Genomic DNA, 24992 nt, shown 5'->3' on the forward strand with positions numbered 1-24992 from the left:
GCGGTCTTCGTGGCCCGGAACGCCTGGCGCCCCGGGCCGATCCACGAAGGCCGACAGGACAGTGCCCTAGGTGCGCTTCGCTCTCTTCGCCCGACGGCGGGTTTCGTGCGGGTCGGCCTGGGCTCCTCGGGGGGCCTCCTTCTCCAACTCCCGCCGGGCGCTGAGCAGGTCCTTCCGGGCCTTGTCCCCGACCGTGGGGTACTGGGGATCGATGTCCATCAGTGTGTGGGCGAGCACCGAGGCCGCGCAGATGCGCGCGAACCACTTCCGGTCCGCCGGTACGACGTACCAGGGCGCCCACTTCGTACTCGTGGCCGACAGCATCTCGGAGAACGCGAGCTGGTAGTCGTCCCACCGGCGGCGCTCCCGGACGTCGGCCGCGGAGAACTTCCAGTTCTTCTCGGGCAGGTCGATCCGCTTGAGGAAGCGGGTGCGCTGCTCCTCCTTGGAGAGGTTCAGGAAGATCTTCGCCACCTTGAACCCGTTGTCGGTGAGGTAGCGCTCCCAGGCGTTGATCTCCCGGTAGCGGCGGTCCCAGATCTCCGTCCCCCGGACAGACTGCGGCAGCCTCTGCCGGTCGAGAACCTCGGGGTGCACCCGTACGACGAGGACCTCCTCGTAGTGCGAGCGGTTGAAGATCGCGATGTCTCCGCGCGCGGGCAGTTGGCGGGCGTAGCGCCACAGGTAGTCATGGCCGAGTTCCTGGGCCGAGGGAACCTTGAAGCTGCTGACCTTCACGCCCTGCGGGTTCACCCCGCTCATGACGTGGCGGATCGTCCCGTCCTTGCCTCCGGCGTCGAGCGCCTGGAGGCAGAGCAGCACCCCGTACGTGTCCTGGGCGGCCAGCCGCATCTGGTACTCGGCGAGCAGCGACACGCCGGTACGCAGCAGTTCGACGCCCTGCCGCTTCTTCAGGTGCCCTTTGTAGCGGGGATCGAAGTCCTTGGCCAGGTCCACCGTCGACCCGGGCTTCACGCGCAGCGGCTCGATGAACGTCGCGATGCGCTCGGCCCACGTGTCCGCCATCGCCGGCCAGCTCCTCTCTCCGGTCACGGCCGGCGCTGCCGGCCGCCGCGATCGCGGCCCGCGACCATCGGCTCCTTACCCCAGCAGCAGCCGAGCCGGCTCTGCGAGGGCGGTACTGACCAGGCTCCGCAGTCCGGGAGGTCGGAGCAACCGCACCGCGGCCGTTCGCCTGAACCGGCGCTCGCTCAACCGGAGGAGCGTCCCGCTTCCTTGAGTTGATGGCAGTGCCGAAGACGGGCGTGGCAGGTCCGTTCGGTCGCATGGCGGCATGGCGTCTTGCCAGGCGCCGTCCGTGGTCCGAGCGTGTCATTTCCTTGCGGCCGTGCCCTCGATCGGAGACCACCGTGGACGTCCCTCCGTCGACATCGTTCGGTTCGGATCAGTCGGCCGAACGTGTCGTACGTCCACGGCGCGCGTTGCGTGCCGGGAGCGCCCAAGCGGTGGCCGCGGCGGCGGGGCTCGTGCTGGGGATGGCCCTGCCGAGGATCGACGGCGGCTACCAGGTGGCCTCCGACCGGGCGGTGGACGTGCTGAAGGTGGTCGGTCTGGGGGTGCTGAGCGTCACCACGCTGATCTTCTCGCTGCTGTTCCTGGTGGTGCAGTGGGCGGCCGGGAACTTCAGTCATCGGCTGGCCCTGTTCCGGTCCGACCCGGCGGTGTGGCGCGTCTTCGCCTTCGTGGTCGGACTGCTGGTCTTCGCGGTCACCGCGATTCTGGCGATCGGTTCCGAGCCGACTGTGTCGGTGACCGTTCCCACCGCGACCCTGGTCCTGTCGGCTGCGGCTCTGGTGCTGGTTCGGCGGCTGCAGCTCGGTGCCCTTCGGTCCATCCAGCTCGCCCACGTCCTCACCGATGTACGCGACCGGGGACGCAAGGTGCTGCGCACCTTCTACCCGCCTGCGGGCACCGCACCCCGGGCGGCGGAGGAGGGGGACGGGCCCCGATGCCTGCCCGAGGTGACGTCGAGTGTCGTGTGGCCGCACGGCGCAGTCGTTGTCGGGCAGGTGGACCTGCTGAGGTTGCTGCGGGTGGCTGCGTCGGCCGATGCGGTCATCGTGCTGAGGGTGCCGGTCGGGACCACGCTTTACGCAGGCGACGTCGTGGCGGAGGTGCGCGGCGGGCGGGTCCCCGGCGACCAGGTGCTGCGGTCGGTGGTCGCCGGGGTCGAGCGCACGTTCCACCAGGATCCGATGCTTGCCTTCCGGCTGCTGTCCGACATCGGGTTGCGTGCGCTCTCCTCGGCGATCAACGACCCGGCGACCGCTGTGCAGGTTCTCGATGCCACGGAGGACCTGCTGCGCTACCTCACCTCGGCGGACCTCGGCGCCCGGTCGATCGCCGGGGACGACGGCTCTGTGCGGGTGGTGCTGTGCCTGCCGTCCTGGGACGAGTTCATCCGTGTCGGCATCGACGACATGCTCTGGGCGGCCTCCAACTCGCCGATGGTGCTGTCCCGAGTTCGGGCGCTGCTGAGCAGGCTGCGGAACGTAGCACCGGAGCCGTGCCGACGGTCCATCGAGGAGCGGCTGGCGTGGATCGAGAGGGAGTTCACCGACAAGCACCCGCTCTTCAGTTGAGGTGCTGCGGGCGCGTCCGCAGCCGACTGGGCACGCGAGAACGAGCTCCGGCACCCGTTCTGGCGAGCTCGGTCTCGAACCTGCGCAGCCACTCCTCGCGCGCAGTTGCCGCCAGGACCTCGTACGGCAGGCCGGTGAGCGATACGGGCGGGACCGCCGACCGCCCTCGGAGAGCAGGATGCCGCACCGCCCTCGAACCGGTGCGCACCAGTGAAACGCCACCGGAGACCGGGTTCACTCCGTGCAACTCACCCCGGCCATGCGAGCCGTGATCACCGAGGCGACCCGGCGATCACGGCGCCGCTACTTGCCCTTGTCCTCCGCGAGGGTGTGCGCGACGAGGGCGTTGGCGTGGCCGTGGCCGAGACCGTGCTCGGCCTTGAGCCAGGAGACCAGCTCCATGTGCTTGGTCAGGGGCGAGGACCGAATGAGGTCCTTCCACTCCGGGATCGGCCGGCCGTACGCCTTCTCGATCGACGGAAAGTAGCTGGCGGGGCCCTTCACGGCTTCAGTCATGACCGCAGTCTGTCACGGCGCACCGGCCGTTGCCGGAGGCCGGGAAGAGCGCTGCCGGACAGGGTGCGGTTCCGTCAACTGCCGTGCGCCGGGGCCGTGCTTCCGCGTTCGATCAGCCCGGGCAGCGGTACCTGTACGGTGCGGGCCGCGCCGCCGTCCAGCAGCGCGGTCAGCTCCCGTGCGGCGATGCGCCCGAACGCGACCGTGTCCCGGGACAGCGCGGTCAGCCACGGGGCCGTCAGCCTGCACAGCGCGGAGTCCTCCCACGACACGACCGACACGTCGCGGGGGACCGAGATGCCGAGTCCCGCGATGACGGCGGTCCCTGCCGCGGCCATCACATCGTTGTCGTAGATGATCGCGGTCGGCGGTACGGACTGTTCCAGCACCCGGCGGGTGACAGCCGCCCCCTCCGTATCGGAGTAGTCCGTGGTCACCGAGTGGGCCTCGGCCAGCCCGCGCCGGTCCGCCTCGATGCGCAGGGAGCGGATGCGCCGATCGGTGTGGGCGAGCGTGGGCAGGCCCGCGATGTGCACGATGCGCCGGTGCCCCAGCTCGTGCAGCCGGCCCACGATCGCCGCCATGGCGCCCGCATCGTCCGCGCGCACCTGGGAGAGGCCCGGGTGCGGACCGGTGTCGCTGCCGGGGAGCGCCCCGATGACGACTCCGGGCAGCCCGAGTTCGTCCAGCAGTTCGGCACGCGGGTCGTCCGTCCGCGGATCGACGACCAACACCCCGTCGACCCGGTGCTCCGCCCACCACCGCCGGTAGACGGCGCACTCGGCGGTTACGTCCTCCACCACCTGGAAGAGCAGGCCGAGTTGGCGCTCGGCCAGCACCTCCTGAATGCCCGAGATCAGCTGCAGGAAGAACGAGTCCACGCCCAGACTCGCCGCGGGGCGGGCCACGACGAGGCCCACGGTGGCGGATCCCTCGCCCGACAGTGCGCGGGCGGCGGTGCTCGGCCGCCAGCCCAGCTGTTCGGCGACGCGCCGGATGCGGTCCCGGGTGATGTCCGAGACGCCGGGGCGGTCGTTGAGTGCGAAGGACACGGCGCTCTCCGACACTCCGGCGCGCTGGGCGATGTCCTTCATGGTCGGCCGTCGCGCAGGTGTGCGCCGGGTCGGCGGAGTCTCCCCGCCCGGCGGCCCCTTCGGTGTCACCCGGTCTGCCCTCTCCCTGCGTTCCGCATGGTCCTCGAGGGGCGAGGCGCTCGCTCCTCCCCGGGGCATCCTAAGCCTTCCGACGGCACTGGTCGAACGAAGTCCGCCAGTGACTAAAGCGCTTGAGCTCCATGGCCCTAAAGCGCATTAGTGAAACATCTTCAATACCTGTAAACACTGCTCTGAGCTGCATGTATGGCGAAAGTTTGCGTAACTTCAAGCGAATGTATTGACTTTGCGTCGCGTGCATTGGAAGGTCTGCTGGGCGTACGCAGCCGATGAGTCCACCACGGACCCGGCGCGTCCCGTCCGCACGCCTGGTCCGAGCAAAGGAGCCGTTCACCGTGCGCATTTCCCGCAGAGCAGTCGCCGCCGCCGCCGTTGTCGCCGCCGTCCTTCCGCTGAGCGCCTGTGGAGGTGGAACCGGGGACTCGTCCGGCGGGTCCGGCAAAGTCGAGGGCAAGGTCCAGGGCAGGATCACCTTCCAGACCTGGAACCTTCAGGCCAACTTCAAGCCGTACTTCACCGGGCTGATCGCGGACTTCGAGAAGAAGTACCCGGGCGCCGAGGTCAAGTGGGTGGACCGGCCCGCCGAGGGCTACGCGGACAAGATCAGCGCCGACGCGGCCGGCGGCACCCTGCCGGACGTCGTCAACGTCTCGCCCGACCTGGTCGCACCGCTGGCCAAGGCGGGGATCGCGCTGGACCTCGACAAGGCGGCGTCGAAGTACCGCAAGGAGTACCTCCCCGGCGCCTGGCAGAGCCACCGGATCCCGGGCATGGAAGGGACGTACGCCTTCCCCTGGTACCTCAACACCGGCCCGCTGTTCTACAACAAGACCCTCTTCAAGGAGGCCGGACTCGACCCGGAGAAGCCGCCGACCACGTACGACGAACTCTTCGACTCCGGTCTGAGGCTGGCCGGGCAGAGCAAGGGCAGGGTCGCCACGCTGGCGAACGTACCCACCATCGAGGACTTCGGCCGGTACGGCGGACAGCTGATGAACAAGGACGGTACGGGCTTCGCCTTCAATGACGCCAAGGGCATCGAACTGCTCACGCACTACAAGGAGTTGTACGACGCCAAGGCGCTCGACCCGCAGGCCCTGACCGCGACCCCCGAGTCGTCCGGCCACAAGTTCCTCACCGGCTCCGTGGCGATGAATCCCGGTAGCGCGCTGGATCTGGAGAACTTCAAGAAGCAGGCGCCGAGTCTCTACAAGAACATCGGGATCACCGACCAGATCAGCAGCACCGGCAAGGCCAACATGTACGTCATGGGCGTGATGGTGAACGCGCAGACGAAGCAGAAGCCCGCGGCCGTGGCCTTCGCGCACTATGTGACCGACGCGACCCGCCAGATGGAGTTCGCGAAGCAGGTCGCCATCTTCCCGAGCACCGCAGGATCCCTCGACGACCCGTACTTCACCGAGGAGGACGGCACCGACGTGACGCGCGTCCGGGTGGCCGCCGCCAAATCCCTGAAGACGGCGGTCAATTACACGCCCGTCCTCTTCAGTGACCAGATGAAGACCGAGCTGCGGAATCAGATCGCGAAGGCCCTGCAGGGGAAGCAGAGCCCCAAGGAAGCTCTTGACAACGCTGTCAAGGCCTGTGACCGGCTCCTGCAGCAGAGCTGAGTCCCTCGTGAAGACCCCCGTCGTGCCATCGCCCACCGATTCCCCGCCGCGCGGGGACACCGTCGCAGCGGTTCCGGAGGCCCGGCGTACACGCCCCGGCCCCGGCCGCTCCGGCCACCGGATCAGTCGTCATCTTCCGTTCAGTCCCTGGCTGTTCGCGGCTCCCGGACTGCTCGTCGTCGGTACCTTCAGCCTGTTTCCGTTCTTCAGCACGCTGGTCAACGCATTCACGGACCGCCGGACGCTGATGCCCGGGAAGTTCGTCGGCCTGGCGAACTTCCGGGAGTTGATCCATGACGACATGTTCTGGACCGGGCTGCGGAACAGCACGCTGTACGTCCTCGGCGTCGTCCCGGCCCTCGTCATCCTTCCGCTGCTGTTGGCGATGCTCGTCCAGCGGCACATTCCCGGCATCGCCTTCTTCCGCTCCGCGTTCTACACCCCCGTCGTCGCCTCCATCGTCGTCGTCGGTCTGATCTGGGTGTGGATGCTGGACGACCGGGGGCTGATCAACGCGGTGCTGGAGGCCGTGGGGATCGGCAAGGTCGGCTTTCTCAGCGACCAGTGGCTGCTGCTGTTCAGCGCGATGACGGTCACGGTCTGGAAGGGCCTCGGCTACTACATGATCATCTATCTGGCCGCGCTGGCCGACGTCCCCAGGGAACTGCACGAAGCGGCGTCCGTGGACGGCGCCGGAGCCGTACGCCGGTTCTTCACCGTGACCGTCCCCGCCGTCCGCTCCACCATGGTCCTCGTCGGGGCACTGGCCTCGGTCGCCGCCTTCAAGGTGTTCTCCGAGGTCTATCTGATGGCCGGACCCTCCGGCGGCCCGGCCGGCGAGGACACCACCCTGGTGATGCTCGTCCAGCGCGTGGGCACCGGACTGACCGGGCGGGTCGGCTATGCCTCGGCCATCTCCGTCGTCATCTTCGTCGTGACGGTCGCCCTGATGCTCCTGGTGCTCCGCGCAGACCGCAAGGAGGACGCGTGAGCATCCTGACCATCACCGACGCCGAGGGGCGCCGCATCCCGGCCTGGCAGCTCCTGCTCCGCTACGTCCTGCTGCTCGCCGTACTCGCGCTGACCGTCGGACCGTTCCTCTGGCAGCTCTCGACCTCGCTCAAGGGGCCCGGCGAGGACATCTTCAGCTCGCCGCCGAGCTTCCTGCCCGGCCATCCGACACTGGACAACTACACACGGGTCGCCGACACCATCCCGGTCTGGGACTACGCGCTGAACTCCCTCAAGGTGGCCACCGCCAACGTGGTGACCAACTGTGTCGGTTCCGCACTGGCCGGCTACGCGCTGGCCAGGATGCGGTACCGGGGGCGCAGGGCCGCGACGCTGGCGTTCATCCTCGCCATGCTCGTGCCCGTCGAGGGCATCATCATCGCCCAGTTCACCACCATGCGTGAGCTCGGTCTGAACAACACCCTGATCGGTGTGCTGCTGCCGGGCTCCGTCGCCGCGATGAACGTCCTGCTGATGCGCAACGCCTTCCTCAACCTCCCGCACGAAGTGGAGGAGGCGGCGTTCGTCGACGGCGCCAATGTCTGGCAGAGATTCCTCTGGATCGCCCTGCCCTCGGTCAGAGGCACCCTCGCGGTCGTCGCGATCTTCGCCTTCATGGGGGCCTGGGACGACTTCCTGTGGCCGCTGATCGTGCTCAGCGACCCGGGGAACTTCACCCTGACCATCGGACTGAACTACCTGCACGGAACCTTCGCCAACGACGAACGGCTCGTCGCCGCGGGCACGATCATTGCCGTGCTCCCGCTCATCGTGCTCTTCGCCTGCCTGCAGCGCTTCTTCTTCCGAGGCGTCGGTGAAGGCGCCGTCAAGGGCTGACCCCGAGCCGCCACCCCGCACCAAAGAACCAGGAAACCCGCACCGTATGCCTCACTCCCCGCTGCGCTTCGGCGTCAACTACACGCCCAGCCAGGGCTGGTTCCACCACTGGCTGGACTTCGACCTCGACGCGGTCCGCGCCGACCTGGACTCGATCGCCGCACTCGGCCTCGACCACGTCCGGGTCTTCCCGCTCTGGCCGCTCTTCCAGCCCAACCGCACCCTGATCCGGCCGCGCGCCGTCGAACAGCTCGTCCAACTCGTCGACGCCGCAGCCGAGCGCGGCCTCGACGTCAACGTGGACGGACTGCAGGGCCACCTGTCGAGCTTCGACTTCCTACCTGCGTGGACGCAGACCTGGCACCGGCGGAACATCTTCACCGATCCGGACGTGGTGGCGGGCCAGGCCGCGTACCTGCGCACGCTCGCCGCCGCCCTCGCCGACCGCCCCAATTTCATCGGGATGACGCTGGGCAACGAGATCAACCAGTTCTCAGGCCCTCCGCACCCCGACCCCGACCCCATCACCCCGGCACAGGCGGGAAGTTGGCTGCGCACCCTGCTCGACGCCTGCGAGGAGGGGGCGCCCGGCAAGCTGCACCTGCATGCCGAGTACGACGCCGCCTGGTACCAGGACGACCACGCGTTCACCCCCGCCCACGCTGCCCGGATCGGCGCCGTCACCGCCGTGCACTCCTGGGTCTTCAACGGCACCGCCCAACGGCACGGCCGCACCGGTACCGCCACCGAGCATCACGCCGCCTACCTGATCGAACTGTCCAAGGCGTGGGCCGTCGACCCGCACCGGCCGGTCTGGCTGCAGGAGGTCGGCGCCCCCTCCCCGCTCATCCCCGCGGAGCACGCCGCCGCGTTCACCGAGGCGACCGTTGCGAACGCGCTGGACTGCGAGGACGTGTGGGGTGTCACCTGGTGGTGCTCCCACGACGTGTCCCGCTCTCTGGCCGACTTCCCCGAACTCGAATACGGGCTCGGCCTGTTGACCAACGACCGGCAGGTGAAACCGGCCGGGCAGGCCATCGCCCGGATGGTCGAGGAGCGGCGGGGGGCAGCCGCCCGGCCGACTCCCCGCACCACGGCCCTGGTGGTCGACACCGGCGACGACGAGACCGCACCCCGTCGTTCGACGTGTGCCCCCGGTGGCGCGTTCTTCGAGGCGTTCGCCCGGCTGACCGCGGACGGGGTCCGGCCCACGGCCGTCCTCGCCGGCCAGGCCGGGAACAGGGAGCACCTGGCCGCGCGCGGCATCACCGACGTCCTCACCCCGGATCAGGTCCGCTGACCCCGCCGGGTGCACCCCGCGCACCCGGCATCCGCCCCACCCGCCCGCACCTCACGACGGAGCCACCCTCATGCATGACGACCGCAGCCTGGTCGAAGCCCGCCTCAAGCGCGTCCTCGACGAGCGCATCCGGCCGGCCGTATACCCGGAGTCCGTACCGCTGGACGTCGCCGTCCGGACCGTCCCGGGCGAGCCCGTACCGGTCGCCGAGGGCCTCGCCGGCCCGACCGTGCCGATCGCGGTCGGCGACCGGTGGGGCGCACCCTGGGGCACCAGCTGGTTCCGGGTCTCCGGGACCGTTCCGCAGGCGTGGGCGGGCCGCACGGTCGAGGCGCTCCTCGACCTCGGCTTCGACGAGAACATGCCCGGCTTCCAGTGCGAGGGCCTTGTCTACCGCCCCGACGGCACCCCGGTGAAGGGCCTCAACCCGCGCAACCAGTGGGTGCGCGTCGGAGCCCCTGTCGCAGGTGGCGAGGAGGTGCTGCTGCACATCGAGGCCGCCTCCAACCCGGTCATCCTCGACTACCACCCGTTCCTGCCGACGCGGCTCGGCGACAAGGAGACCGCGGGCAGCGAACCGCAGTACACCCTCGCCCGGATGGATCTCGCCGTCTTCGACGAGAACGTGTGGAACCTCGTCCAGGACCTGGAGGTGCTGGGCGAGCTGATGCAGGAACTTCCCGTCGACGGCGCCCGCCGCTGGGACCTTCTGCGGGCGATCGGCCGCGCCCTCGACGCGGTCGATCTGCAGGACGTGAACGGCACCGCGGCCGCCGCCCGCGCCGAGCTCGCCGAGGTCCTCACGACCCCCGCCGAGCCGTCCGCACACCGCATCAGCGCCGTCGGCCACGCACACATCGACTCCGCCTGGCTGTGGCCGCTGCGCGAGACGGTCCGCAAGGTCGCCCGTACGACGTCCAACATGACCGCTCTCCTGGAGGACGAGCCCGACTTCGTCTTCGCGATGTCGCAGGCCCAGCAGTTCGCCTGGATCAAGGAACACCGCCCCGAGGTCTACGCCAAGGTCAAGAAGGCCGTGGCGGAGGGGCGATTCGTGCCCTCCGGCGGCATGTGGGTCGAATCCGACACGAACATGCCGGGCTCCGAGGCGATGGCCCGTCAGTTCGTGCACGGAAAGCGGTTCTTCCTCGACGAGTTCGGCATCGAGAACGACGAGGCGTGGCTGCCCGACACGTTCGGATTCGCGGCGGGCCTGCCGCAGATCATCAAGGCGGCGGGCTCCAAGTGGCTCCTCACGCAGAAGATCTCATGGAGTCAGACCAACAAGTTTCCCCACCACACCTTCCAGTGGGAGGGCATCGACGGCACCCGGATTTTCACCCACTTCCCGCCCGTCGACACCTACAACTGCTCGATGAAGGGCAGCGAGATCGCCCACGCGGCGAAGAACTTCAAGGACAAGGGCGTCGCCCAGCACTCCCTCGCGCCGTCCGGCTGGGGGGACGGTGGCGGCGGCACCACCCGCGAGATGATCGCCAAGGCCGCCAGGATGCGCAGCCTCGAAGGGTCGGCGACCGTGACGTGGGAGACCCCCACCGACTTCTTCACCAAGGCGGAGGCGGAGTACCCGAATGCGCCCGTGTGGGTCGGCGAACTCTACCTGGAGCTGCACCGCGCCACCCTCACCAGCCAGGCGAAGACCAAGCAGGGCAACCGTCGCAGCGAGCACCTGCTGCGCGAGGCCGAGATGTGGGCCGCCACCGCCGCCGTGAGGACCGGTTTCCCTTATCCGTACGAGGAGTTGGACCGGATCTGGAAGACGGTGCTGCTGCACCAGTTCCACGACATCCTGCCCGGCTCCTCCATCGCCTGGGTCCACCGCGAGGCCGAGAGGACCTACGCGGCCGTCGCCGAGGAACTGAACGCCATCGTGGACGCGGCGCAGCGGGCCCTGGCCGGCGACACCGCGGCGGGAGGGACGCTGCTCTTCAACTCCGCACCGCACCCGCGCGGCGGCGTCCCGGCCGGTGGCGCCGCGACCGTCACCGCAGCCAGCGGCGGACGGCTCGCACCGCGCGAGGCCGGTGGTTACGTACTCGACAACGGCCTGCTGCAGGTCGAGATCGACGGCCGCGGCCTGGTGGTGTCCGCGTACGACATCGGCGCCGAGCGTGAGACCGTGGCGCCCGGCCGGGCGGCCAACCTGTTGCAGATCCACCCCGACTTCCCCAACATGTGGGACGCGTGGGACGTCGACGCGTTCTACCGCAACACCGTCACCGACCTGACGGACCTGGACGACCTCACCCCGGTCGAGGAGGACGGATCGGTCGGCGTCCGCATCGTCCGCAGCTTCGGCGACTCGAAGGTCACCCAGCTCTTGACACTGGCCCCGGGTGTCAAGCGGCTCGACATCGACACCGAGGTCGACTGGCACGAGACGGAGAAGTTCCTCAAGGCCGCGTTCCCGCTGGACATCCACGCCGAGCGGTACGCCTCCGAGACGCAGTTCGGCCACTTCTACCGGGCCACCCACACCAACACCAGTTGGGAGGCGGCCAAGTTCGAGGCATGCAACCACCGCTTCGTCCACCTGGAGGAGCCGGGCTGGGGTGTCGCGCTCGTCAACGACTCGACGTACGGCCACGACGTGACCCGTACCGTCCGCGACTCGACCGCCGGGACGACCACCACCGTCCGGGTGTCCCTGCTTCGTGCCCCGCGTTTCCCCGACCCCGAGACCGACCAGGGCGTGCACCGCTTCCGCCACGCGCTCGCGCCCGGCGCGACGATCGGCGACGCGGTCCGCGAGGGTTTCCGGATCAACCTGCCGGAGCGCCGGGTGGCCGGCGACCGCGCGGTGGCGCCCCTGGTGACCGTCGACAACGACGCGGTCGTCGTCAGCGCGGTGAAGCTGGCCGACGACGCGAGCGGCGATGTGGTCGTCCGGCTCTACGAGTCGACGGGTGGCCGCGCCAGGGTCCGGCTCGGTGCGGGATTCGAGCTCGGTGACCTCGCAGTGACCGACCTTCTGGAGCGCCCGCTGGCCGGGGCGCCGGTGCCGGAGCGGGCGGGCGACGGTGTACAGCTGACGCTGCGCCCGTTCGAGCTGATCACGCTGCGGTTCGGGCGCAGCTGATACGTGCGGCTGACGTGTCGACGCTCAGCCGCTGAGGGAATGGCCGGACTGCGGTGGAAAGCCCTGGGCTTTCGCGTGAGTGCGCCGCAGGCCGGCCGGCCCCGTCCGCCCCTCCCGGTGCGGTCGAGCTCTCGCGTCGCCCGGCCGGCCGGGCCGGGTCCGAGACGTCCGTCGTGCAGTACGTTCACGCTCCCGCTCCCTCCCCGTCGGTATGCCGTTCCGGGAGGACCAGGGTGAATCAGGGATGCTGACGCACGTGCGCACAGCAACACGCCATGGTCCCTGCGGACGGTCCCCGGCACCACGTCGGCCTGCGAGTTCACCGGCATCACAGAGGCATCGGTTCGACCGGAACGAACCCCATCAGCATCCAGGACCTGCATCGGCCCACGGCAGGGCGATCGAAAGCAACTCCTGTGCACGCCACGGGATTTAACACGCCCCAGGTGTACACCGAAGGTGTGTGTGGCCGCTGACGTCTCGTCACGTGCTCGTGACCGTATTGGTCAGGAAGCTCTACGCGCATTGCGAAGGTGATGCGACTGTCGGACTATTGCAACAGAACAGCCTGATGGGCAGCGTGCTCCGCCGAGCAATAATCGCCACTGCGTGCGAAGAACGGATTCCGGTTGGCCGAAAGACACCGGGCAGTCGGTTGGGTGGACAGGAGCGGCACATGAACACGTCGGGGTCGGTCAGGGTCGCGGTCGTGGCACGGGGGGAGGTGGCTCGTGGAGGGCTCGCCGCCATGCTGGCGGAGGCCGCCCACGTGGACCAGTACTCCGTCTACGAACCCGAGGAGTTCACAGCGGCGGCCCCGGTGGACGCCATCCAGACGCTGGTCCTCTCCTGCGACGTGCTCGTGGTGTGGTGCGTGAACGCCTTCGGGACCGGTGAGGACGCCTGGGCGGCCGAACTGGCCGCGGTGGTCCGCAGGAACGGGATCCGTGTGGTGCTGATCCTGCCCGGCGCCGAAGTACAGCGAGTCGCGTCCGGCCAGGCCCTTCCCTGCGACGGCGTGCTGGACCAGGACGCCCTCACCACGGAGGGGCTGGACGACGCCCTGCGCAGGCTCGCCGACGGCGAGCGGCTGGTGGTTGAGCCGGCCACATGGGCGCCGTCGTCGCGGTTCAGCGGCCAAGAGGCGCGACCGCGCACGGAGCCGTCGATCGGGCTGCTCACCGAGCGCGAGAGACAGGTGCTGGAACTGCTCGTCGACGGGTTGAGCAACAAGCAGATCGGACAGGCGCTGGGGGTGTCCGAGCACGTCGCCAAGCGCAGCGTGGCGGTCGTACTGTCCAAGCTGAACTGTCCCAACCGCACCCAGGCCGTCGCGGTCGCCCTGCGCGAGGGTCTGGTGGGGACGGGCGAGTCGCTGCGCACGTGATGGGCGCGGCACCACGCATGCGGGGCCCCCGCCACACAGGTTGAAGGTCGAGTCAGCGCCGTCCGGACCCCGCGTGCCCCAGCATCTCGGTCAGATCGGCCCGGCCGGCGATGCCCAGTGCCCGGTAGCTGCTCGTCAGATGGAGCTCGACCGTGCGCAGGCTGACCGACAGCTTCTCGGCGATCGCCTTGTTCGACCGCCCTTCGGCGGCGAGCAGCGCGACCCGCAGCTGAGCCGTGCTCAGCTGAGCCCGGCTCAGCTTGGGCAGCGAGGCGAACATGGCGACGACCTCCTGGACACGGGGGACCGGCCGCTCCCCGTCGGCACACCCCGCCGCGACGGCCTCGTCCAGCAGACGCCGTCCCTCCGCAGGCCGACCGTCGTCGAGCAGGGCGGCGGACGTCTCCGCCGTCGCGCGCACATACCGTCTCCGGGCCGTCGAACCGGCGAGCACCCGCATCGCGGACTGCAGATGGCCGAGTGCCGGCAGGCCGGTGAGGGTGAGACCGGCCCAGAGGTGGACCGAACCGACCGTGCCCGGCGCGCTCCAGGCCCGGGCCTCCGCCAGGCTCTCGGCCGCCAGGCGCGCCGCGGCCGACGGGTCCACGGATGCCAGCGCCATGGCGAGATGTGAACGCCACGGCACGACGGCGGGGTTCGGGCAGCCGAGGGCCAGCAGGATGCGGCCGCACTCGCGCAGGTGCGACGCCGCCTCGGCGGCGCGACCGGTGTGCAGACCGAGGAGGCCCCCGGCGAACAGTAACTGGCTCTCGCCGACGCCGTGTTCGTGCCGGTCCGGCAGGGCTCCCACCAGCGCGGACTCGGCGAGGTCCGGGCGCCCGTCGCCCAGGGCCACGAGTGCCTCCGTCGCTGCCAGCCGCGGCAGACTCCGGGGATGCCAGTGTGTGCGGGGCACCTCTGCCAGCGCCTCGGCCAGCCGGGCCCCGGCCTCGTCCGGATCGTCGGTCCGCAGGGCGAGTTCGGCCAGGCCCAGCAGAGCCTGCCCGATCGCGGGGCCCACCGCGCGCCGCCGGGCCTCGGCCTCGATCCGCCGCAGCCCGACCCGCGCGAGGGCCACGTCCTCGGTGACGGCGAGCACCCTCGCCGCGACCAGCCTGGGAGCGAACAGTCCGGCCTCTGCCGGCTCCAGCGCGGCGATGGCGAGCCGCCGGGCCCTGCCGATCTCCCGTCCCGCGAGACAGTGCCGCCAGGCGGCGGCCGCGGCCTCGGCCGCGTCGAGCGCGGGCCGCGATGCCCCGTCCCCGTGGTCAGGGGCAGCCGACGCTTCGGCCGGGCCCCGCTCCAGAGCAAGTTCCCGCAGGCCGAGCAGGGTTCGTCGCTCCGCCGCGGATGTCGTTCTCCGTGCCGCGGCCGATTCGAGGGCCGCCGCCACGCTGCTTCCGCCGCCGCGCAGGAGCAGCAGGTCGGCGGCGAGCAGCCGGACTGCGGACCCGTCGGGGCCGGATGTCTCCGTGAGCACGCGCCGGAAGCCGCGGTCGGCCGCCTCGGGCCGCAGGGACAGTCGCGCCGTCGACAGCGCCAGCAGCACCTTCGCGCGCAGCTCACCCGACGCCCCGCGGTCCAGCGCTTGTTCGAGGAAGACGACCGCGTCGGCCTCGTCCCCGGACCGCCGGGCGTGCACGCCCGCCGCGTACAGGGCAGCCGGTGCCCATGGCTCGGCCGTCCGGGAATGTGCCACGAGCCGGCCGAGGACCGGCGCGGGGACTCCATCCCCGCGCCCGAGCCGCACGGCGCGCTCGTACAGATCGTGGCGCCGACCGTCGTCCATGAGGCCCAGCACCCGGTCGGCCACCAGCGGGTCGTACAGCCGCGGGTGACCGACCTGGTCGAGCAGCCCGGTGCCGGCCAGCTCCGCACGGGCCCGCTCGCGCCACGGAGGAAGGATCCCTGCCAGTTCGCAGACCCGGTCGAAGGGGAGGTCGCCGTCCGTCACCGCGCTCGCCTCGACCAGTGCGACCGTCCGCCCGGACACGCGGGCCAGAGTGTGACGCACGTGACGCCTGCCCACCTGGTCGGCGAGCGCGGCGAATTCGTCCGGACCGGGCGCCGGCGCCGGCCACCACCGGAGAGCGGCGCAGAGGACCGCCGGACTGCCGCCCGTCGTGGCCGTCGCGGCCGGCACGAGCGGACCGCCGGCCTCTTCGCCGTACGCTTCGACGAGCAGCACCCGCACGGCGTCGGCGCTCAACGGGCGCAGGGCCAGCTCGTATCCGGGCGGGCCGTCTGCGCCGAGGACCGCCGGGTCCGTGCCGGCCGTCACCCGCAGCAGGGGCCGTCGTCCCGCGCAGCCGGCGTCGTGCTCCTGACGGATCACGTCCTCGGCGTCGTCGACGAGGACCGCCAGCGGTGTGCCGGCCGGGCCGTACGCCGTCTGCGCCGACAGATGCGACGCGATGTCGCGGAGCCGTCGCGGGCCGGCACGCCGGGCGGGTGGGGTGACGACGTGCAGTCCGGCCCCCCGGGCGAGCGAAGCCGCCTCGGCGAGCACGGCGGTGCGCCCGGTGCCCGGCCGTCCGTGCACGACGACGGTCGCCGCGCCGCCCTCCGCGACCTGCCGCACGGCCTGCTCGAGCAGCGCCAGGTGGGCCGAGCGCTCAAGGAGCCTCCCGGACGCGTCGGCCGGGCAGGGAAGGGGCGGCGGGCTCAACGTTCTTCGCCCGGCAGACGTGCTGATCCGTGTGCACCCGGCGACGCGAGCCCGTGCGTGAGGCCGGCGCGACCGGTGACGCCGAGCTTTCGGTACACGCTGGTCAGGTGGTACTCGATGGTGCGCACAGTGAGGCAGAGGGTGTCGGCGATGGTCCGGTTGGTCGCACCGGCCGCGGCCATCTCCGCGACGGGCCGCTCGGCCTTGCTGAGTGCCACCGACGCGGGCCGGCCACCCGCCGCCGCGAGCGCGACCCGTGCCTGACCGGCCACCGCGGTCAGGCCGCACCGCACGGCCGTCGCCCTGGCCGCGTGCAGCCGCCCGCGCGCGGCCTTCTCGTCACCGAGCCGCAACAGCGTGGTGCCGAGACGCATCTCCGCGAGCGCGCGGGAATGGTGGTCGGAGCTGTCCTGCAGCACCCGTACGCTCTCGGCGAGCAGTTCCACCCGGTCGGCGCCCGTGGCCACCATGCCCCGGGCCAGCAGACTCAGCCCGGTGCTGCGGGGCGTCGGCCACCGTTCGGCGAGGTGCCGGCCGAGTTCGGCCCGTTCCGCCGCGTCGCCCGTCCGGCCCAGGGTCATGAGCAGTTCCGTGCTGTGCAGCCACCAGGTCGTGAACAGGGGGTTCTTGATGCCGGCGGCGGTGAGACCCGCCCCGCACCGCTCCATCAGCCGCAGGGCCTGCTCGGTCCGGCCCCGGCCGCGCTCGACGAGGGCCCTGGCCGTCAGGTGGAGGTGGTGTTCCCGGACGGAGCCGTCGAAGTCGTGGCCGTCGAGCCGACGCAGGACCGACTCGGACCGGTCGAGATCGCCGCGGGCCACCAGCGTCAGGGCGAGGCTGATCGACGCCAGGCCGGTGCGCCCTGTCCGCTCCTGCTCTTCGGCGAGGCTGCTGGCGGCCAGCGCGGCTTCGACCGCGTCGTCCGCCCGGCCCGACTCCAGCAGCAGCAGCGCCCGGACCGAACCGGCGTGGCACTGGGCCCATGCCTCCCCGCGGCGCCGGCTGTCCGTGACGGTCCGGTCGAGGTGGCCGAGCGCGGTCGTGGTGTCGCCGGCCAGCGCGAGGACCTGGGCGGCGGCGACCCTCGCCCACGCGGCGCGCGGCCGGTCGGTTCGCAGGACCTGATGGGCGTCGGCGACCGCGGCGGCCGGGTCGGCGCCGGTCAGCGCGGTGCGCAGAGCGCGGGTGGCGAGCGCCAGGTCGTCCGTCGGGCCGCCGCAGGAGAGGGGCGACGCGCACTCCCGCAGCTCGCGCAGCAGCTCGCCGAGCCCTGCGGGCGTGTCGGGCGTGCGATGTGTCATGAGCGCGGTGAGCCGGTGCTGCCCGGCGGCGAGCGCCCGGGTGGCAGGGTCGTCGGTGCGGGACAGCACGCCGTCGAGATGCTCCAGGGCGGCCGCAGGGTCGATATCGGTCAGCACGGCGGCCAGCTCGGTGCGGACGGCGAGGTCGTCGGGGGCGGACTCGTGGAGTTTGTGCAGATAGGTCGCGGCGGTCGCCGGGCGGTCGCGGCGCGCAGTGGCGGCCGCCTCCTTGAGCAGGGCTCTCATCCAGGGGCGGTCCAGCGTGCGGAGCCCCAGCAGCAGCTCGGCCACCTGTCCGGCCGGCCGTGCGGCGTCGTTGAGGATCTCGGCGGCCTGAGCGCGCAGTTGCTCGCCCTCGGCGTCGGGCAGTGCGGCCATCAGTGCGTCGAACTGTGGTGGCACGCACCGCGCGGGCATCCGCTTCGGCAGCAGCCCGAGATCCCGGGCCGCTTCCAGGAGTCGGCCGGTCACCTGGAGGGGAAGTCCGGCGAGGGGGCCGACGAGGTGGGGGTCGGTGCTGCGCAGGAGCACAGCCGCCCGGGCGACCCGGAGCAGCCGGGATTCGCGCCGATCGAGGCCCTCGACGTCCCTGGACGGCGGGGCGGCACCGACCGGCCAGAGGTCTGATCCGTCGGTGATCGAGCAGCCGTCGCGCGTCATCAGTTCGTGGAACGCCGGCGCTGCGGGCGCCGGGACGCCGGGCGCAAGGCTCAGCAGAACGGTCAGCGGCTCCTGGGCCGGACCGCGCATCAGCCGGTCGATCCAACGGAGCGTGCCCTCGTCGCACCACTGGGCGTCGCCGACGGCGAGCACCAGCGGAGCCTGGGCCGGTGACTTTTCGACCAGCTTCAGGGCCGCGTGCCGTGTCCTGTGCGGGGGTAATGGCTCACCGCCGCGCAGGCCGAGCAGCCGCCGCAGTACGGCGTGCTCGGCACCGGCCTCGTCGAGGCGGCAGTCGACGCGTCGCACGCTCGGCTCCCGCCCGCACACGTCGCCGATGTGACGCACGATCGCGTCCACGGGCCGGCTGTCGACGGACCCGAACATCACCACGCAGCGGGCGCCGGAGCGGCCGACGGGGATCCGGCAGGACGGGCGGTGCGTGGGCGGGGACCGGTCGAAGGCGGTGCCGGCAGGTAAGGACGTGGGTGGAAAAGCCGGAGGTGGGGCGGGGGGACGCGGGTGATCCAATCGGCTCCTCACGTGCTTACCATATGACAATTCTGTGTCGTGTGAAGATGGCCTCGTGTCGAGATCGTGAAGACCGCGCCGAGGGTTTGCCGGGCCCAACCGCCCACTGAGGATGCGTCGGTGAAGGATCTCGGCAATGACGGCGTCGTTCAGTCGCCCCGGTGAACGGAGACACCTGTGCCCCTCGTCGGCCGGACGCACGGGTTCGCCTCGATCCGGGCGGCGATGAGCCGAGTGCGGGGCGGGGCCGCCGTGCTCGTGGCGGTCACCGGCCCGCCCGGCACGGGCCGTTCGGTCTTCCTGGACGCCGTCGCCGACCTCGCGGCGGAGGAGGGATTCACCGTCCGGCGGGCTTGCGGCGGCCGTCCGGGACAGGACTCCCCCTGCGTCCCGGTAGGGCCTCTCCCTCAGGCCGGACCCACATCCGGCGCCGGCTTCCCGGCGTATCTCGTCGACGACCTGCAGTGGGCCGACAAGACATCGCTGGCCCGGCTCACACGATGGTTCGCCGACCCGTGTCCCGTCCCGCTGCTCACGGTGGTGACGGTGCGCGAGGGCGAGCCGTGCGCCGAACTGCCGCGAGTGCAGGGCTTGCTGGCGGCCGCGGATCCAGTGATCAGGACGGCCCCGCTCGATCCGGAGGAAGTACACGCCCTGCTCGCGGAACTCGGCGTGCTCACCGGCGCGCAGCTCTCGGCCTGGACGCGTGCGACGGGTGGGAACCCGGCACTCGTCGTCTCGCTGCTCGACCGTGTGGAGGCTGTGCACGAAGTCGCCCCCGAGCAGCTCCTCGACATCGCCCGCACCCGGCCGGCGCCCCGGGACCTGAGGCTGCGGGTGGCCGCAGTCCTGAGCAGCCAGCCGGAGCCCGTCCGGCGGCTGGCCTGCTGCGCCGCGATCCTGGGCGGCCCTGCCGAGCCGCGTGTCCTCGCCCGACTCTCGGACCTGGGTCCGGCCGAGGAAGCCGCGGCCGCGCGCGCCCTGCTCCGCCTCGGCTGGAACGTGGAGCGCTGGACTCCGCCCGTTCTGTGGGACTGCGTACGGGAGATCGCCGAGGACCGCCTGACCCTCGCCGACCGCGGCGAGATGCACAGCCGCGCTGCCGAGTTGCTCTACGAGGCCGGTTCTCCCCCCGATCGGATCGTCCCCCACCTCCTGGAGGTCGGTCCCGGTGAGTGGACCGGGACCGCCCGGGTGCTGCGCGAGGCCGCTGACGACCTGCTCCGCCGCGGGGACGCGGCCCTCGCGATCCACTGCCTTCGTCGCGCCCTGCGGGAGTTCCCGCCCGACAGCCCGGAGCGCGGCGCGTTCCTGGCGGCCCTGTCCGAGGCGGAGCAGGACACCGGGGCCCCCGCCATGCTGCGCCACGCCGTCCAGGCGAACCAGTTGCTGTCCTCGGACCGAGAGCGCGCCGCGGTCGTGGCGAACGTGCCGCTCACACTGTTCCTCACCGCCCCGCAGACGGCCCAAGTACTGGAATCCGCCGGACAACCGGCCATGGCGGGCCCGGAAGCGACGGACCTCGGGCTGCGGCTGGAGGCCCGTACGCGACTGCACCGGCTCGGCGTCCCGGGCGCCCCGGCTGCCGCGGTCGAGCGGCTGCGCGCCCTGACCCCGGGGCCCGGGCCCGGTACCGCCGCGCAGCGCGAACTCGTGTCGGTCCTGGTCTACGCGGGAATCCTCGGCGGACGGCTGCCCGCAGCCGAGGCGGCTGCCCTGGTGCGCTGGATGCTCGACCACGAGCCGGCCTCCGCCGCCTCCGTCCATGCCGCACCGGCCCTGATGATCGCCTCCGGCACGGCGTCCGGGGCGGACGAACCCGTACGCGGCTGGCTGGACATGGCACTCGAAGCGGCACGCGGGCGCGGCGACGGGCGGCTGCAGACCCGGCTGCTGGGCTGGCGGGCACTGGCCGCCCTGCACGCCGGCCGGCTCGCGGACGCCTGGGCGGACGCGTCGGACGCCTGCGCGGCGGCCCCGGGCCCGCTGGAGGACGACGACTGGTCGGCGGTCGTCGGCCTGACGTCCGTGGCGCTCGAGACGCGCGACCCGCGGCTGACCGACCGGCTGCGGTCCCTGCTGCGCGAACGCCAGGAGGCCGTCATACCGCTGACCGGCCTGGCCCGTCGGGCGATGCGCGCTCAGTCGGCCCCGGAACCCGAACTGCCCGCCCTGCTCTCCGACCTGCTTGAGGCGGCGCACCAAGCAGAGGCGGCGGGCTGGTGCAACCGGACGCTCTTCCCGGTGGACCTGTGGTGCGTGTCCCCGTTGCTCCGCGTCGACCGGCCGCAGGACGCGCTCCGGCTCCTCGCCCGCGCTTGCGAGGCGGCTCGGGCCTCAGGCTCCCCGTACGACCTCGGCCGGATCCTGCGCATGTGGGGCACCGTCGTGGGCGGCCGGTATGCCCTGTCCCTGCTCGCCGAGTCGGTCTCCGTGCTCAGGGAAGGCTCCAACACGCTGGAGTTGGGAAGGGCGTTGACGGCGTACGGGAACCGGTTGCGCGACGCCGGGCGGCCCGGCTCCGCCGAGCTCCTCGCCGAGGCCGACCGAATCGTCGACGCGGCGGGCGAGTCGGCCCTGCGGTGCTGGGCAGGGACCCTCCGCGGGGATCCGAACCGCGCACTGCCGCCCGGCGGCGGCGCACTCAGCGACACCGAGCGCCGGGTCGCTGCACTCGTAGCTCTCGGACACACCAATCAGGAGGTCGCGGCGGCGCTCGGTGTCACTCGGCGTGCCGTGGAGAAGACCCTGACCAGGCTCTACCAGCGACTGGGCGTGGAGGGGCGGACCAGGCTGCTTCCGGTGGTGCGGCGGATGGCGGGAAGAGCCGCCCTGTCCTCGGGGATGCTTTCCGAGCGGCTCTGACCGCCCGTCGAACCACCGGCGTTCCCCCCACGGGCTCGGGCGGGCGGGGGCCCGCGCAACCGCGCCCCGGGGCAGGCCGTGCCGGGCAGGACGGGCGGCCTCCGTTCGCCGGTTCCGGACCCGCTCGCCGTATCCGTGCCGCACGGGTCGTCCCGCCCGGTCGCCACGCCGCCGGGCCCGGACCGGACGTCCCCGCTTCGGTGGCCGATCGGTGCACCAAGCGGGCTACCCCCTGGTATCCGGAGTCGCCCGCCGGGGCCCTCAGGTGCGAAGACGGCGCGTTCCGGACTCGTCCCGGCCGTCCTGGTGAACTGCGGTGAACCCGCACTCCGACGCGTGGTGTACGGCTGTCTCGTCCGCACCGGCCGGTGCGAGACGCCGCGGTCGCTCCGAACTGTGCGGCGACGACCACAGTGTTGGGCGTCGCGCCAGTGTCCCCATTGCACGCCGCGGTTCGGCCTCATTAGTCTGCTCGGCGTCGGCCGAAGTACAGGGAATGAGTAATGCGAGGGCGGTTTGTCGTCCATGGCCGAGGCGGAGAGTGATACGAAGAGCGAGCTTCGGCAAGGGATCGAGGGGGACATCTCTTATGCAGAATGACTTGCTGGGCCCCGTCGAAGAATTGCGCGACATCGATCCGTCCTTGTTGAACGCCGAGATTCCGGGCGAGCAATACCGCGATGTCTTCCTTTCGCTTTTCGAGCGCTCCGGCATCGGTCTCGCGGTCCTGGATTCGACCCTTCGGGTGCGGTCGGTCAACAGCGCCTTGAGCGCCCAGTGCGGAATACGTCCCGAGGAGATGCGCGGGCGTGATTTCGCGGAATTCCTGCACCCGGGCGTGCGGCAGGACGTGCTGCGCCAGTTCGGCCGACTGGTCCAGGGAAGCAAGGCGTGCCTCGATGCTCTCTCCGTCGACACCTGCTTCGACCGCACCGCGGTCTCCGGCGAACTCACCGCCTTCCCGGTGGAGGACGACTCGGGACGGGTGAAGGCGATCATGGTGCAGTTCACGCCGGGGGAGACGGCAGGCGACCACCATGCGCGCGTGGGGCCGCAGGGGAAGCTGACTCCCCTCAGCGCGAAGGTCCTGGAGGGCGTGGCGGCGGGGGATCCGACCGTGCGCCTCGCGGCCAAACTGTTCCTCAGCCGGCAGGGCATCGAGTATCACGTCGGCGCCCTCCTGCGACAGTTCGACGTGCCCAATCGCACGGCGCTGGCGGCCAAGGCGTACTCGATGGGCATGTTCAGCATGGGCTGCTGGCCGCCCAGGCTTCGCCCCGGCTCCATCCGCTCCGACCCTCAGGGAGCGGACCGGGCGGGTGGTGGGACCCGCACGGAGGCCCGGCGCCCGTAGACGTTGATCCACAACGCTCGTTAGGCTGAAGCCTGATGTGTGGAGAGTCACCACTGTGACGCCGACGGGGTGGATGGATGTCCGAGCGGACCGCCGCGCCGGCGTAGGGCTCTGAGCGCTACGGGGGCAAAGTGGAACTACTGGTGGTCGAGGACAACGAGCGGGTGTCGGCAGCCCTCCGGGCGGCGCTGGCCCAACAAGGCGTGGGTGCGGTGTGCGCGACCACCGGCAAGGCGGCGATGGAGCTGCTGGAGCGGGAACGTCCCGATGCGGTCCTGCTCGACCTGGGCCTCCCGGACTGCGACGGCTTCACTCTGTGCAGCAGGATGCGGGCGGCGAGCTCCATTCCGATCCTGGTGACGACCGCCCGTGGGGACCACGCCTCGTGCGTGCGAGGACTCGACCTCGGCGCGGACGACTACCTCGTCAAGCCCTACAACCTGGCGGAAGTACTGGCCCGTTTACGCGCTGTGATGCGCCGTCACCGTCCGTCCGTGGGTACGGCCGCCGACGATTCGCCCGGGGATCTGCTCCTGGCCGGGCCCGTGCGCATCGATGTGCGGGAGGGGGTCGTGCTGGTCGACGGCGCCCCGACCGACATGCCGGAGGAGGAGTTCGGGATTCTCGTCGCGCTGGCCCGGCGGCCCGGCGAGACACTGTCCGCCGACCAGCTCGTCGACGAGATCCTGCGGACCCAGCGGGCGAGGCTGGAGGCTTCGCTGCAGCACCACATCTCGTCGCTGCGTGAACGGCTCGACGTGCCGTATCTGTTGGAGGCCGTCGAAGGAGGGGGGCATCGGCTGTCGATTCCCGGAGCCGCGTAAGCGATGGCGATCCGTCAGATGAACGCGTCCGTCTGCTGTGTCCTGTTGTACTCGGCCCGGTCGTCGGCCGTCGAGCCGTCCCCCGAGGCCGATTGCGGTCCGGGACCGGTCGTCCTGGTCTACCTGGGCTCCCTGGTCGTGGCCCTCCTGGTGGGGCTCCGGTGGACCCGGCAGCGGCGTCAGCTGTGCGAGCTGGTGCGGGCGGCCCGCAGGATCGGCGACGGCGACCTGTCCGGCAGGGTGTCGGTGCACCCCCGGGCCCCGGTGGAAGTGCGGCGGCTGGCCGACGCGTTCAACGACATGGCCGAATCGATGCGCACCTGTATGGAGAAACAGGCCGCGATCGTGGTGGACGTCTCCCACCAACTGCGCAATCCGCTGACCGTGTTGAGCCTTCGCATGGAGATGCTCTCCCTGAGCGTGGAGGGAAAGGGGCGCGAGGAGGCGGAGCTGATCCGCGAGGAGATGAACCGGCTGGACGTCATACTGGGCCGGCTCCTGGAGCTGGCCTCCTCCCGGACCACGCTCCCGGTACGGACGGGCCCGATGGCCGCAATGGACTTGGTCACCGACCGGGTCGTGGCATGGCGGCCGCAGGCCGAAACCCGTTCGCTCCGGCTCGTGGTCGCGGACGCGTCGTCGGCCGTCCTCTGCGTCGACGTGACCCTCGCGGGCTCGATCCTGGACACCTTGCTGGACAACGCCATCAAGTTCAGTCCGGAGGGAGGGCGGATTACGGTACGTCTCCGGGACGACGGGCCCATGACGACCGTCGAAGTCGTCGACGAGGGTCCCGGCCTCGACCCGGAAGACTTCGACCGCATCGGCGAACGGTTCTGGCGGAGCGCCAGGACTCGGGAAGAGCCGGGCACCGGACTGGGTCTGAGCATCGCCCGCGAGATGGCGGCGGTCATCGGAGGAGAGTTGACGTTCGCCGCGGCCGAACCCCACGGGTTGTGCGTGGGGCTCCGTCTGCCCCGGGCCGGCACCGGGCCCACCGTGCGCTCCTCGTCCGGCACGCGCGGTCGGCGCCGACCGGACTGAAACCGACCGCCCGTTGCTCCACGCACCCGGAACACCGGCCGGGTGCCGAGGTTGTGCCTCTGAGTGTGCGGGGCCGACGAGGTGCTTCCCAGGCTAAGGGCTGTCCCGCAATCCCTGGCGGGCGCACGACGACAGCTACGGCACCTCGCTGTGTTGTCGGAACGCCCGAATACACCCAGTATGAGGAC

Annotated in this window: 16 protein-coding genes; 11 read left to right on the forward strand and 5 right to left on the reverse strand. The window is 71.2% G+C overall.

Features of this window, described 5'->3' with window-relative positions:
- Window positions 1–66: 66 nt before the first annotated feature.
- Window positions 67–1026 (reverse strand): polyphosphate kinase 2 family protein, encoded by a 960-nt coding sequence (locus ACFU8W_RS29875; RefSeq protein WP_384043551.1) that lies wholly within the window; start codon window positions 1024–1026, stop codon window positions 67–69.
- 440 nt (window positions 1027–1466) lie between these two features.
- Between ACFU8W_RS29875 and ACFU8W_RS29880 the strand changes: the two genes are divergently transcribed.
- Window positions 1467–2603, forward strand: coding sequence for a DUF2254 family protein (locus ACFU8W_RS29880; protein ID WP_384043554.1), 1137 nt, complete (start codon window positions 1467–1469; stop codon window positions 2601–2603).
- A gap of 303 nt (window positions 2604–2906) precedes the next feature.
- Here the strand turns inward: ACFU8W_RS29880 and ACFU8W_RS29885 are convergent, their stop codons facing one another.
- Together ACFU8W_RS29885 and ACFU8W_RS29890 are read right to left on the reverse strand one after the other, a co-directional pair.
- Window positions 2907–3119: a DUF4287 domain-containing protein gene (locus ACFU8W_RS29885; protein ID WP_345511339.1), complete on the reverse strand. Its 213-nt coding sequence runs from the start codon at window positions 3117–3119 to the stop codon at window positions 2907–2909.
- Between the two features lie 74 nt (window positions 3120–3193).
- Window positions 3194–4213, reverse strand: coding sequence for a LacI family DNA-binding transcriptional regulator (locus ACFU8W_RS29890; protein ID WP_384043557.1), 1020 nt, complete (start codon window positions 4211–4213; stop codon window positions 3194–3196).
- A 413-nt stretch (window positions 4214–4626) separates the two neighbouring features.
- On the opposite strand from ACFU8W_RS29890, the gene ACFU8W_RS29895 reads away from it, so the two are divergent.
- From ACFU8W_RS29895 to ACFU8W_RS29920, 6 genes are all read left to right on the forward strand, one after another.
- Window positions 4627–5922, forward strand: coding sequence for an ABC transporter substrate-binding protein (locus tag ACFU8W_RS29895; RefSeq protein ID WP_384043560.1), 1296 nt, complete (start codon window positions 4627–4629; stop codon window positions 5920–5922).
- 121 nt (window positions 5923–6043) lie between these two features.
- Window positions 6044–6913 (forward strand): sugar ABC transporter permease, encoded by an 870-nt coding sequence (locus ACFU8W_RS29900; RefSeq protein ID WP_345511489.1) that lies wholly within the window; start codon window positions 6044–6046, stop codon window positions 6911–6913.
- Window positions 6910–7770, forward strand: coding sequence for a carbohydrate ABC transporter permease (locus ACFU8W_RS29905; protein ID WP_345511335.1), 861 nt, complete (start codon window positions 6910–6912; stop codon window positions 7768–7770). Before ACFU8W_RS29900 ends, ACFU8W_RS29905 begins: the two co-directional genes overlap by 4 nt.
- Window positions 7771–7816: 46 nt before the next feature.
- The gene (locus tag ACFU8W_RS29910) at window positions 7817–9070 is read left to right on the forward strand and encodes a glycosyl hydrolase (protein WP_384043563.1); all 1254 of its coding nucleotides are present in this window, start codon (window positions 7817–7819) and stop codon (window positions 9068–9070) included.
- Between the two features lie 70 nt (window positions 9071–9140).
- A complete protein-coding gene (locus ACFU8W_RS29915; RefSeq protein ID WP_384043565.1) occupies window positions 9141–12170 on the forward strand; it encodes an alpha-mannosidase in 3030 nt (1009 codons plus the stop codon).
- 676 nt (window positions 12171–12846) lie between these two features.
- Complete coding sequence (locus ACFU8W_RS29920; RefSeq protein WP_384043568.1) at window positions 12847–13557, forward strand: response regulator transcription factor; 711 nt, start codon at window positions 12847–12849, stop codon at window positions 13555–13557.
- Between the two features lie 52 nt (window positions 13558–13609).
- On the opposite strand, the gene ACFU8W_RS29925 is transcribed toward ACFU8W_RS29920, so the two are convergent.
- Window positions 13610–16225 (reverse strand): LuxR C-terminal-related transcriptional regulator, encoded by a 2616-nt coding sequence (locus ACFU8W_RS29925; protein WP_384043571.1) that lies wholly within the window; start codon window positions 16223–16225, stop codon window positions 13610–13612.
- A complete protein-coding gene (locus ACFU8W_RS29930; RefSeq protein WP_384043574.1) occupies window positions 16222–18546 on the reverse strand; it encodes a LuxR C-terminal-related transcriptional regulator in 2325 nt (774 codons plus the stop codon). Before ACFU8W_RS29930 ends, ACFU8W_RS29925 begins: the two co-directional genes overlap by 4 nt.
- 348 nt (window positions 18547–18894) lie before the next feature.
- Here ACFU8W_RS29930 and ACFU8W_RS29935 point away from each other — a divergent pair, with 348 nt between their 5' ends.
- From ACFU8W_RS29935 to ACFU8W_RS29950, 4 genes are all read left to right on the forward strand, one after another.
- Window positions 18895–21582, forward strand: coding sequence for a LuxR C-terminal-related transcriptional regulator (locus ACFU8W_RS29935; protein ID WP_384043577.1), 2688 nt, complete (start codon window positions 18895–18897; stop codon window positions 21580–21582).
- A gap of 589 nt (window positions 21583–22171) precedes the next feature.
- The gene (locus tag ACFU8W_RS29940; protein ID WP_384043580.1) at window positions 22172–22936 is read left to right on the forward strand and encodes a PAS domain-containing protein; all 765 of its coding nucleotides are present in this window, start codon (window positions 22172–22174) and stop codon (window positions 22934–22936) included.
- A gap of 131 nt (window positions 22937–23067) precedes the next feature.
- Complete coding sequence (locus ACFU8W_RS29945) at window positions 23068–23760, forward strand: response regulator transcription factor (protein WP_384043583.1); 693 nt, start codon at window positions 23068–23070, stop codon at window positions 23758–23760.
- Between the two features lie 3 nt (window positions 23761–23763).
- Window positions 23764–24804 carry a sensor histidine kinase gene (locus tag ACFU8W_RS29950; RefSeq protein ID WP_384043586.1) on the forward strand — a complete coding sequence of 347 codons (1041 nt, stop codon included), beginning with the start codon at window positions 23764–23766 and terminating at the stop codon, window positions 24802–24804.
- Window positions 24805–24992 lie beyond the last annotated feature (188 nt).

This window comes from Streptomyces sp. NPDC057565 (genome assembly GCF_042801455.1).
Classification (GTDB): domain Bacteria; phylum Actinomycetota; class Actinomycetes; order Streptomycetales; family Streptomycetaceae; genus Streptomyces; species Streptomyces yanii.